This window comes from Actinotalea ferrariae (assembly GCF_019733465.1).
GTDB lineage: Bacteria > Actinomycetota > Actinomycetes > Actinomycetales > Cellulomonadaceae > Actinotalea > Actinotalea ferrariae_A.
Genome location: NZ_JACVQL010000133.1, coordinates 1 through 11556, shown reverse-complemented (window position 1 = coordinate 11556; position 11556 = coordinate 1). Strand labels below are relative to the sequence as shown.

The following is an 11556-nucleotide window of genomic DNA, read 5'->3' as shown; positions in this document are numbered from 1 at the left end:
GTCCGGCCCGGCTGGCCGGGGCGCGCACCACGCGCGGCGGCCGCCGCCTTCGCCCGGTTGAGCGCGGCACGCGCGACCTCCGACGGCGGCGTCAGGCCGAGCGCCTCCGCGATCGGTCGGCCGGGCTCGACGGTCGGGCCGTCGTCGGCGCCGGTCGCCGGGGGGACCTGCTCGTCATCGGACACGGGTCACCTGACCGGCCATGACGTCGACCCGCGCGCCCTCCAGCTGCTCCGGGACGTCCTCGGCGACGGCCGCCGTCACGATCACCTGCTCCGCGCGCGCCACCAGCCCGGCGAGACGGTCGCGGCGACGGGCGTCGAGCTCGGCGAAGACGTCGTCGAGGATGAGCACGGGCTCGGCGCCCTCGCCCCAGCCGGAGATGCCGGGGGCGAGGTCGTCGTCGGGCGACCCGTGGGTGAGCAGCTCGAAGGACGCGAGCCGCAGGGCGAGCGCGAAGGACCACGACTCGCCGTGGCTCGCGTACCCCTTGGCCGGCAGGCCGCCGAGGGTCAGGACGAGGTCGTCGCGGTGAGGACCGACGAGGTTGACCCCGCGGTCGATCTCCTGGCCGCGCATGCGGCTCATCGCCTCGAGCAGCTGCGCCTCGAGCAGGTCGGGCCCGGCGTCGAGGTGCGGCACGGCAGCCACGGTCGCCAGGTTCCCGGGGGGTCCGCCGGCGGCCGCGCGGGACGTGCCCGGCCGGCCGAGGTCGTCGTCGGGCGCGGTCTGCAGGAGCGAGGAGCGGTAGCCGAGGACCGCCTCGCCCTGCCCGGCGCTGACCTGGTCGTACGCCGCCGCGACGTGCGGGCGCAGCTGCTCGACGAGGCGGACCCGCTGCGCGAGGAGCTGGGCGCCGATCTGCGCGAGCTTGCTGTCCCACACGTCGAGCGTGCGCAGGTCGCCGCCCCCGTCGCCGTCGGCCTCGGCCGCACCGGACGCGCGGTACCGACGACCGCGCCGGGCGGCGCCCGCCGTCTTGAGCAGCGCGCCGCGCTGTCGCAGCACCCGGTCGTAGTCCGCCTGGACGCCGGCCATCCGCGGTGAGACCTGGACCATGAGCTCGTCGAGGAACCGCCGACGGCCGTCGGGGTCGCCCTTGACGAGGGCCAGGTCCTCGGGTGCGAAGAGCACCGTGCGCAGCACGCCGAGCACGTCGCGCGCGCGGCGGACCGGCGCGCGGTTGAGCTGCGCCCGGTTGGCGCGCCCCGGGTTGATCTCGAGCTCGACGAGGCTCTGCCGGTCCCCGCGCACGGCGCGCAGCCGCACGACGGCGCGTGGGGCGCCGGCCCGGATCAGAGCAGCGTCGGTCGCCACGCGGTGCGAGCCGAGGGTCGCGACGTAGCCGATCGCCTCGACGAGATTCGTCTTGCCCTGGCCGTTCGGGCCGACCAGCGCGGTCACGCCGGGCTCGAGCTCAAGGTCGACCTGCTCGTACGACCGGAAGTCGGTCAGCGACAGGCGGCTCACGTGCACGTCATCGACTCCGGCTCGGACAGGTCACCCGCGGTCGGGGGATCGGGGTGCGGGATCGCACGAGGCGTCAGGCGGGGCGAGCGGTCAGACCGGCTCGGAGGGCGGGACCGCCTGGCGGACCGCGTGCCCGCCGAACTGCTGCCGCAGCGCGGCGACGGCCTTCATCGCCGGGGACGGCTCCTGGCGCGAGGCGAACCGCGCGAACAGCGCGGCCGAGATCACGGGCAGGGGCACGGCCTGGTCGATCGCCTCGTCCACGGTCCACCGGCCCTCGCCCGAGTCCTCGACGTAGTCGTCGATCTCGCTGAGGCCGGGGTCCTTCTCGAGCGCGGCGACGAGGAGGTCGAGCAGCCAGGACCGCACGACCGTGCCGCGCTTCCACGCTCGCATCGTGCCCACGACGTCGGTCACGACGTCCTGGGCGGCGAGCAGCTCGTAGCCCTCGGCGTACGCCTGCATGACGCCGTACTCGATGCCGTTGTGCACCATCTTGGCGAAGTGCCCGGCGCCGACCGAGCCGGCGTGCACGAACCCCTCCTCGCGCGGGCCGTCGGGGCGCAGCGCGTCGAAGACGGGCATGAGCGCCTCGACGTCCTCCGGCGCGCCGCCGGCCATGAGGCCGTAGCCGTTCGCCAGGCCCCAGACGCCGCCCGAGACGCCGACGTCGACGTAGCGGATGCCGGACTCCTCGAGCCGGGCCGCGTTCGCGATGTCGTCCTTGTAGTACGAGTTGCCGCCCTCGATGATGACGTCGCCGCTGGTCAGCAGCGTGGCGAGCTCGTCGACGACGCTGCGGGTGGGCGCACCGGAGGGCACCATCACCCACACGACGCGTCGCTCCTGCGGCAGGGCCGCGACGAGCGCCGGCAGGTCGGCGACGTCGGACACGTCCGGGTTGCGGTCGTAGCCCGTGACCTGGAGCCCCTTGTCGCGCAGGCGCTGGCGCATGTTCGCGCCCATCTTGCCCAGCCCGACGAGGCCGATGTGCACGACCGATCCCTCCGCCGCCGTCCCGGTCATCGTCAGCTCGCGAAGCGGATCGGGACGAGCAGGTACCGGTAGCTCGTGTCGTCCTCGCCGTCGAGGCTGCGCTGACCGGTGAACTCGACCGGCTTGTTCGGGTGCGTGAACGCGAGCCGGACGAACTCGGTGCTCAGCGCACCCAGCCCGTCGAGCAGGAACTGCGGGTTGAACGCCACGGTGATCTCCTCGCCGACGAGGGCGGCCTCGAGAGCCTCGGATGCCTGAGCATCATCACCCTGGCCGGCGTCGAGCACCACCTGGCCCTCGGAGAACGCGAGCCGGATCGGCGTGTTGCGCTCGGCCACGAGGGACACGCGACGGGCGGCCTCGGTCAGCGCCTGCGTCGAGACGACCGCGTGGATCGGCTTCTCCGCGGCGAAGAGGCGGCGGACCGCGGGGTAGTCGCCGTCCACGAGCAGCGAGGTCGTGTGACGCCCGCCCGCCTCGAAGCCGATGAGGTCGACGCCCGACCCCGTCGACAGTGCGACGGTCACCTGGTCGCTGCTGCCGAGCGACTTCGCGGCGTCGGACAGCGTCCGGGCGCGGACGAGCGCGACCGAGGAGTGGGCCGGGTCCGCAGGGGTCCAGCCGACCGTGCGCAGGGCGAGGCGGTAGCGGTCCGTGGCGAGGAGCGTGATGGTCTCGCCCTCGATCTCGACCCGGACGCCCGTGAGCAGCGGCAACGTGTCGTCACGGCTCGCCGCGACGGTCACCTGGCCCACGGCCTCGACCAGCTCGTTGCCGGAGATGGTGCCGACCACGCCCGGCATCGCCGGGAGGGCGGGGTAGTCCTCGACCGGCATGGTCAGGAGCGTGAACCGGCTCGCGCCGCACGTCACCGTGACCTTCGTGCCGTCGAGGACGACGTCGACCGGCTTCGCCGGCAGGGCGCGGGAGATCTCCGCGAGCAGCCGCCCGGAGACGAGGACGGTGCCGGGCTCGCTGACGTCCGCCGCGATCTCGGAGCGGGCCGAGACCTCGTAGTCGAAGCTCGAGAGCTGCACGACGCCGCTCGCGTCGGCTTCGAGCCGGACACCGGCCAGGACGGGCACGGGCGGACGCGTCGGCAGCGACCGTGCGGTCCAGGTGACCGCCTCGGCGAGGACGTCACGGTCGACCCTGAACCTCATCGCTCATCCCTTTCGCGCGCCGGGCCCCGGTACGTCGGGGCCGCGTGCAGTCGTGTGCCGTTCTGCCGCTGTGCCGAGGACGGTCGTGGTGGCCGCTGGCGTGCCGCTCGGTAGGGCGACGTCGTCACGGTCCTCCACCTGGGGGCACGACGGCGGTCCTCAGGCACGGATCTGACCGAACAGTACGCGAGTCGGCGCAGACGGGAACACCACACGTGTGATCCGGTCGTGTGGTTCTCGACGTCGCTCCCGTGGGGCGGGCCGGCCGCACCCGGACTCCCCATGAAGGCGCTGTGGATCCCTGGATGAGAGAGATCTCGTCGTCATCATCGGTGGTGTGGACACTGTGGACGACGGCCGTCTGCCCTGGTCACGGCCGGACGGTGCCTGTGGAGCCGCTGTCGACGCCGCTGTCGACGACGTCGCACGTCGGTGGACGGCCATGCTGCGTCCACCCGCCGTCCACGACGACGTCGCCCCGCGTCCACACGCGCCATGCGTGTCGTCCACGGGCGTCCACAGAGATGTCCACAGATGTGAACAGTCGTCCTACGGGTGGATAACCACACGATCCGGACACCCGGCGGGGGTGCGGATCGGCGGCGTGGACCGGCCGGACGGCGGCGCGGATAGGTCGGAGCACGGGACCGCCGGCTCGCGGTGCGGATCAGCCGCGGTGCTGCTGCTTGATCCGGTTGGTGAGCTCGGTGACCTGGTTGTAGATCGAGCGTCGCTCGGCCATGAGCTCGCGGATCTTGCGGTTGGCGTGCATCACCGTGGTGTGGTCGCGCCCGCCGAACTGCTGCCCGATCTTCGGCAGGCTCATGTCGGTGAGCTCGCGGCACAGGTACATGGCGATCTGGCGGGCGGTGACGAGCACGCGCGAGCGGGACGAGCCGCACAGGTCGTCGATCGTCAGGCCGAAGTAGTTCGCCGTCTGGGCGATGATCGCGGCCGCCGTGATCTCGGCCGTGTCCTCGTCGGTGATGAGGTCCTTGAGGACGATCTCCGCGAGGGCCAGGTCCACCTGCTGCCGGTTGAGGTTCGCGAAGGCCGTGACGCGGATGAGCGCGCCCTCGAGCTCGCGGATGTTGGTCGAGATCTTCGACGCGATGTAGGAGAGGACGTCGTCGGGCGCCTGGAGACGCTCGTTGCCCGCCTTCTTGCGGAGGATCGCGATGCGGGTCTCGAGGTCCGGCGGCTGGACGTCGGTGATGAGGCCCCACTCGAACCGCGACCGCATGCGGTCCTCGAAGCCGTTGAGCTGCTTGGGCGGCAGGTCGGACGTGATGACGACCTGCTTGTTGGCGTTGTGGAGCGTGTTGAACGTGTGGAAGAACTCCTCCATCGTCTGCTCCTTGCCCTGCAGGAACTGGATGTCGTCGACGAGGAGGACGTCCACCTCCCGGTAGCGGCGCTGGAAGGCGCCGGCCTTCCCCTCTCCGATGGAGTTGATGAAGTCGTTGGTGAACTCCTCGGAGTTCACGTAGCGCACGCGCACGCCGGGGTAGAGCGAGAAGGCGTAGTGGCCGATCGCGTGCAGCAGGTGCGTCTTGCCGAGGCCGGAGTCCCCGTAGATGAAGAGCGGATTGTAGGCCTTGGCAGGCGCCTCGGCCACCGCGACGGCGGCGGCGTGGGCGAACCGGTTGGACGCGCCGATGACGAAGGTCTCGAAGAGGTACTTCGGGTTGAGCCGTGCCGGCTCCGCGCTCGGTCGTGACGGCTGGGCGGAGCGACCCTGGGAGCGCTCGTCGTACGTGAGCTGTGGCCGGTCGTGATCGCCGGAGCGGAACCGGTCGTGCTCGTCGCTCGCGAGGTCGTCGTCGGCGGTCCGCCGGTCCTCACCATGCCCGTCGCGCTCCAGCAGGTGGTCGCGGCTGTGGTCGTGGGACGGGGCGGCCCGGGGGGTGTCCGTGTCGAGCGACGGGTCCACGGTCACGGCGAACCGCGCGTCCATCCCGAGCACCTCGCTCAGCGCGGCGTTGAGCTCCGTGCGCACGCGCGACTCGAGGTAGTCCTTGGTGAACTCGTTGCCGACCGCGAGCAGCGCCGTGCCGTCGAGCAGGCCGAGCGGACGCGCCAGACGGATGAAGGCGAGCTGCTGGGCGCTCGTCGACGGGTCGTTGGCGATCCGGCCGACGGCGCGGTCCCAGACCTGCGCGATCGGGTCGTCCTGTGGTGGCACGTGATCGCTCCCGATGCTGCTGTTGGCCCTGATCCGCCCGGAAGTCTCGCATGCCGGGCCTTGATCCACACAGTTGTCCACAACCTGTGGGCCGACGCCGGGGGTACGGGAGAGGCGCATCGGACCGTGGTCCCCCTCGACCTCGGGTCCGGCGCGTCAAGATCGTGCCCGGTGTGTCGGGACGACGACATCGGCCGTTCGGGTGCATCCTGGCGGATTCGCCCACGCACGTCGAGTACGCCGCCCAGGTTTGACCCTCCGCCGCGGGCCGCGTACCGTGGCCAAGCCGTTTCTCTCGGCTCCTACCAGCGTGCCCGCGTGACCCGCAAGGGTGCCGCGACGAGTGCCCGGTGGTGCCGGAGGAGCTCATGACTGTCCGCCGTCCCGGCGGTGCCCTGATCCAACCTTGTGGAGTACGACGTGTCGAAGCGCACCTTCCAGCCGAACAACCGGCGTCGGGCCAAGACCCACGGCTTCCGGCTGCGCATGCGCACCCGGGCCGGCCGCGCGATCCTCGCCGCCCGCCGGCGCAAGGGCCGCGCGGAGCTCTCCGCCTGACCTCGGGTGCTCCCCGCCCCGCTGCGGATGCGTAGGTCGGACGACTTCGCCCTGACCATCCGCCGCGGAGCTCGAGCCGGCCGGCCCACGCTCGTGGTGCACTGCCGGCTCGTCGGCGACCGTACGGATCCCCATGTGGGTTTCGTCGTCTCCAAGGCGGTGGGCGGTGCGGTGGTCCGGAACGTGGTCCGACGCAGATTGCGAGGCGTGGTGGTCGAGCAGCGCGGGTCCCTGCCCTCGGGGGCGGACCTCGTGGTCCGGGCGCTCCCCCCTGCCGCCGGCGTCCCCTACGAGACGCTCGCGTCCGAGTTCCGCTCGGCGCTCGCCGCCGCGTCGCGCCGAGCGGCCGCGACGACGGGCCGCACGTGAGCACCGTGCTCGGTGACTCGCGGCTCGCCGCGGTCGCCCGCCTCCCCCAGCTCCTTCTCGTGGCCGTGCTGCGCGCGTACCAGCTCGTGATCTCGCCGATGACCGGCCCGACGTGCCGGTACTACCCCTCCTGCTCCGCGTACGCGCTGCTCGCCGTGCAGCGTCACGGCGCCCTGCGCGGTGGCTGGCTCGCGGTGCGCCGCCTCGCGCGGTGCCACCCCTGGACGCCGGGCGGCGTCGACGACGTGCCGCCCGCGCGGCCCACCCAGACCTGTGCCGACGGGCACGTGCATGACGAACGAGCGAGGAGCTCCGCCCGATGACGTTCCCCGACAACATCCTCTGGCCGCTCAAGGTCGCCGTGGCCTGGATCATGGTCCAGTTCCACTCGCTCCTGACGGCGGCCGGCCTGGACCCCGAGTCCGGCGCCGCGTGGGCGCTGTCGATCGTGGGCCTCGTGGTCGTCATCCGCATCCTCCTGATCCCGCTCTTCGTGCGGCAGATCAAGGCGTCGCGCGGCATGCAGCTGCTCGCACCCGAGATGCAGGCGATCCAGAAGAAGTACAAGGGCAAGACGGACCCGGCGTCCCGTGAGGCCATGAGCCGCGAGACGATGGAGCTGTACCGCAAGCACGGGACCAACCCGTTCGCGTCCTGCCTGCCGATCCTGGCGCAGTCGCCGATCTTCTTCGCGCTCTTCCGCGTGCTGTTCTCGCTGCCCGCGCTCGAGGCAGGCACCTACGCGAACGGCACCAGGGACGCGATCGGCCCCCTGACCCAGGATCTCGCCGCCCAGGCGAACGCGGCCACGCTGTTCGGCGCGAAGATCTCGGAGACCTTCCTCGGCTCCGACGACCCGGCGGTCAAGCTCGTCACGGTCGCCCTGATCATCGCGATGTCGGCGACGACGTTCTTCACGCAGCGTCAGCTCACGCAGAAGAACATGCCCGCCTCGGCCCTCCAGGGGCCCATGGCGCAGCAGCAGAAGATGCTGCTCTACATCCTCCCGCTGATCTTCGCCGTCTCGGGCGTCAACTTCCCGATCGGTGTGCTGATCTACTGGACCACGACGAACCTGTGGTCGATGGGTCAGCAGTTCTACGTCATCCGGCGCAACCCGACGCCCGGTTCCGAGGCGGAGCGGCAGCTCAAGGAGCGCCGCGCCCGCAAGGCGGCGGCGAAGGGGATCGTGCTCGAGGAGCCGAAGCCCGCGATCGAGGAGAAGCCGCGCGGTCAGCGGCCGCAGCCGAAGCGCAAGGACCGCGCACGCCCCGCGACGGCGAGCGGCGCGACGAGCGGCACGTCCGGCGACTCCCGCTCGACCCCGGCGGAGCCGCTCGGTCCGGGTGCGCCCACGGAGGCGTCGACGGCGGGCGAGACCAAGCCCTCGGGCGGGTCGAAGCCGGCCGGTGGGTCGAAGCCCGCGAGCGGGTCGAAGCCGTCGACCGGGACCGGCACCGGCGCACGTGGCACCACAGCGCCTGGGGGCAAGACGCCTGGCGGTGCCTCGGGGTCCCCGACGAAGCCTCGCAAGCCCCGCACACCCAAGAACTGACGTCCCCGCGCAGGCCCGCAGCCGGCGCCCCCTCACACCTGCACCTGGAGACACCATGACCGACAGCACCGCGCCCGGGACCGTCGAGCCCTCCGCCCCCTCGGACATCCGTCGTCTCGAGGAGGAGGGCGAGATCGCCGCCGACTACCTCGAGGAGCTCCTCGACATCGCGGACCTCGATGGCGACATCGACATCGACGTGGACCACGGTCGCGCAGCGGTTGAGATCGTCGCGGAGGCCGGTTCCGAGCGCGCGCTGCGCAAGCTCGTGGGCACGGACGGCGAGGTCCTCGACGCGCTCCAGGAGCTCACGCGCCTGGCCGTGCAGACGAAGACCGGCGAGCGCAGCCGGCTGATGCTCGACATCGCCGGGTTCCGCGCGGGCCGTCGTGCCGAGCTCGCCGAGGTCGCTCGTGCGGCGATCGCCGAGGTGCGCAGGTCGGGTCAGCCGGTCGCCCTCGAGCCGATGAACCCCTTCGAGCGCAAGGTCGTGCACGACGTCGTCGCCGAGGCCGGCCTCGCGAGCGACAGCGAGGGCGTCGAGCCGTCGCGGTACGTGGTGGTCCGGCAGGCCTGAGCGCGTGTTTCACGTGGAACCGGCACTGCCGGCCAGGCGTGTGGCGCCGGCCCTCGGGAGCGTCGATGCCGGACGATGAGCAGCAGACGGACGGCGGAGCGTCGTCGGACGGCCGAGCGCACGGGTTCGCGCCCAGGCCCGGGCCTGGGTCGGTCGATGACGGATCCGTCATGGACCCTGCGGTGCTCGACGCTGCGCTGGGTGCCGGCCGGCCCGCGGTCGAGCGGTTCCACGACATGCTCGCCGAGCAGGGGATCACGCGCGGCCTCATCGGGCCGCGGGAGGTGCCGCGCCTCTGGGAACGCCACCTGCTGAACTCGGCGGCCGTGGCGACGCTGCTGCCCGCGGCCGGCACCCTCGTCGACGTGGGTAGCGGCGCCGGGCTCCCCGGGGTCGTGCTGGCCGCGCTGCGCCCGGACCTGCACGTGATCCTGCTGGAGCCGATGGAGCGTCGCGTCGCGTGGCTCACCGAGGTGGTCGCCGAGCTCGGCCTCACGTCGACCGAGGTCCGCCGCGGTCGTGCCGAGGAGCTGCACGGTCGGCTCGCCGTCGAGGCGGTCACGGCGCGCGCGGTCGCACCGATGGACCGCCTCGCGGGGTGGACCCTGCCGCTGCTGCGGGCCGGTGGCGCGCTGCTGGCGATGAAGGGCCAGCAGGCCGACGAGGAGCTGGCCGCCGCACGAGACGTCATCGACGCGTGGGGCGGGGGCGATCGGGAGGTCCTCGACGTCACCGCCGGTGGCGACACCACTCGAGTCGTCCGTGTGGTGCGAGAGTCGCTCAGCGCTCCGAGCGCCGCGCGAGCCCGACGCCCGAAGCGTCGTTGAGGACGCAGCAAGGCCCCCTGGTTCCCTGACGCCTGACGTCCGTGAGTCGCGGAGGATCGCGTGGCCCTCGACGCCTGACATTCCGGGGAACATGCAACCGAGCGCCCGGGACGTGAGGTCCGGCTAGCGACGGTCAGAGCCGCGTGCGCCGGACGAACGAGGTGCGGTGAGCACCTAGTCGGCGCCCATGTGAAGCAGGCCGCCCGATATCTGAAGTCCAGGCAGCCCGATGCTTTGCCGCGGGGCACCCCCCACGTTCCACGTGAAACATCGGTCTGCGTCCGACGGCACGACGTGAGACAGCGCCGGCACCCAAGACGGAGACGCGAGAGGCGGCGTCCGCGTGCACGCAGACGCGCCCCGCTCTGGCTAGGCCCTGCGGCCCAGTCGAGGTGCGGATGTGCCGTTCCACCTGAAACGGCGTCTACATTCGAGGCACGCCTTCGTGCTGCCGCATTGTTCTGAGGGGAAGGGATGCGGTGAGGCGGGTCCGCCTGAACGTCGAGGCGGCACGCGCCAGGCGTCAGAACTGGGCGATCCAGCCAGGGCCAGGCGTGGGCGATTCCGTGGGGTGAGATTCTGGCAAGGTTCCACGTGAAACGTGGTCCTCGTCCGGCGGCACTCTCGTGCCACTCGGGGCGCGGCTTCGATGGGCATGGATACGCACTGGCTTCGCCTGCACGCAGGCCACTTCAGCGTCAGACCGGGCGGCCACCGAGCCATGGGTGGTTCTGGCGTTGTTCCACGTGGAACACACGGTCCGCCCTGACGCCGAGCGCTGAGTGCGATGAAGACCGGGTCGCACGACGCCTCTTCCCCGAGCCGCTGACGGGACTGCATCGCGTGACGGGACCGCATCGCCCGATCAGTCGCGTCGCTCAGGCACGCCGGCGACCGTCGCCCCCGTCAAGGCCAAGCCGACCGCCCAGGTCACGGTCCGGGCTCCCAGGTCGGTGACCAGCTCGGGTTGCGGGTCGGCCAACGATCGCGTCCGCTGGTCCAACCGCCCCGTGTGCCCTCGAGGTCCGGGTTGCATGTGGAGCAAGGTGTGGGACGGGGCTGCCTTGGTTTCACGTGGAACGCGGAGCAGCCGAAAGGATCGCGATCGATGCTCTCGTTCGCGCCCACAGAGGGCGTCATCAGATCAGGACTGAAGGCCGCCCAGCCACACCCAGCGACCGAAAGCCACTCAGCCGGACCCGTGGTGGTCTGCGGCTGGCACCGGTGCACGGCGGCTAAGTCTGGACGCTCTTTGCAGGCGGAGGGAGTCCACCCTTCCGGTCCACAGTTGGCGGCCGTCACGGACATCACACGCCGCGGGGTGATCGATCCCGCGCGTCGCTAGGCGGAGGCCGCCGGCCAGCACCAGCAGGAGTTCTTCGACGCCCACACGGCGAGGTGCGGCGCGAGCATCGGGCTTCCCGCGCAGAGTCGCCGCCGCCCGCGTGCCCATGCGGGGCGGCGATGTCCCCGTCCGCTGAGCATGGGTAGGACGGCGTGCGCCTACGCGGGCTGGGGCCGCCACAGTCGGTCGGAACGACAGCTCGAGCTCGCCACCCGGCTGTTCCACGTGAAACGGCGCGCGGCGCGCGGAGGCGCGCGCTGCGCGGAGGGCCGGCTGGTCCCTTCGTTCCGCGCTCCGTGTCGGAGATGCCTGCGGCGGACGATCGGCGAGAGACGACCGCAGACCGCCGGAGCCGTGCGGCGCTGGTCCACGTGGAGCGCGGGGATCGCACTGCGCGACCCGACACGATCGTTGGAGCGAGGCAGGAGGAGAACAGGGCATGAGGGGAACGGGGAGTGGAGGGGAACAGCGCTAACGGGAGCTGGGCGGGCGGGGAGCTGGGCGGGCGGGG

At 72.0% G+C, this 11556-nt stretch carries 10 protein-coding genes and 1 pseudogene; 6 read left to right on the top strand and 5 right to left on the bottom strand.

The window, feature by feature from the left end; genetic code table 11:
* The 5 genes and pseudogenes from ICW40_RS20985 to dnaA all read right to left on the bottom strand — a co-directional run.
* A pseudogene (locus tag ICW40_RS20985) lies at positions 1-185 on the bottom strand (hypothetical protein); the annotation flags it as partial.
* Positions 175-1476, bottom strand: coding sequence for a DNA replication/repair protein RecF (gene recF, locus ICW40_RS11395; protein WP_221654017.1), 1302 nt, complete (start codon positions 1474-1476; stop codon positions 175-177). The pseudogene ICW40_RS20985 and the gene recF, both read right to left, overlap by 11 nt.
* 84 nt (positions 1477-1560) lie before the next feature.
* Entirely contained in the window at positions 1561-2466 is a 906-nt protein-coding gene (gene gnd, locus ICW40_RS11390) for a phosphogluconate dehydrogenase (NAD(+)-dependent, decarboxylating) (RefSeq protein ID WP_221654021.1), read from the bottom strand.
* A 32-nt stretch (positions 2467-2498) separates the two neighbouring features.
* The gene (gene dnaN / locus ICW40_RS11385) at positions 2499-3629 is read right to left on the bottom strand and encodes a DNA polymerase III subunit beta (protein WP_221654015.1); all 1131 of its coding nucleotides are present in this window, start codon (positions 3627-3629) and stop codon (positions 2499-2501) included.
* A gap of 667 nt (positions 3630-4296) precedes the next feature.
* Entirely contained in the window at positions 4297-5814 is a 1518-nt protein-coding gene (dnaA, locus tag ICW40_RS11380) for a chromosomal replication initiator protein DnaA (protein ID WP_308121757.1), read from the bottom strand.
* Between the two features lie 420 nt (positions 5815-6234).
* On the opposite strand from dnaA, the gene rpmH reads away from it, so the two are divergent.
* The 6 genes from rpmH (at position 6235) to rsmG (ending at position 9700) form a co-directional block, all read left to right on the top strand.
* Positions 6235-6372 carry a 50S ribosomal protein L34 gene (gene rpmH, locus ICW40_RS11375; RefSeq protein ID WP_010849920.1) on the top strand — a complete coding sequence of 46 codons (138 nt, stop codon included), beginning with the start codon at positions 6235-6237 and terminating at the stop codon, positions 6370-6372.
* A gap of 6 nt (positions 6373-6378) precedes the next feature.
* On the top strand, positions 6379-6741 hold the full coding sequence (rnpA, locus tag ICW40_RS11370; protein WP_221654011.1) for a ribonuclease P protein component: 363 nt from the start codon (positions 6379-6381) through the stop codon (positions 6739-6741).
* Between the two features lie 5 nt (positions 6742-6746).
* Positions 6747-7064, top strand: coding sequence for a membrane protein insertion efficiency factor YidD (gene yidD / locus ICW40_RS11365; protein ID WP_374199146.1), 318 nt, complete (start codon positions 6747-6749; stop codon positions 7062-7064).
* Entirely contained in the window at positions 7061-8296 is a 1236-nt protein-coding gene (gene yidC, locus ICW40_RS11360; RefSeq protein ID WP_221654002.1) for a membrane protein insertase YidC, read from the top strand. Before yidD ends, yidC begins: the two co-directional genes overlap by 4 nt.
* A gap of 55 nt (positions 8297-8351) precedes the next feature.
* Positions 8352-8873, top strand: coding sequence for a Jag family protein (locus ICW40_RS11355; protein WP_221654000.1), 522 nt, complete (start codon positions 8352-8354; stop codon positions 8871-8873).
* Positions 8874-9043: 170 nt separating this feature from the next.
* A complete protein-coding gene (rsmG, locus tag ICW40_RS11350; protein WP_221653998.1) occupies positions 9044-9700 on the top strand; it encodes a 16S rRNA (guanine(527)-N(7))-methyltransferase RsmG in 657 nt (218 codons plus the stop codon).
* Positions 9701-11556: the final 1856 nt, after the last annotated feature.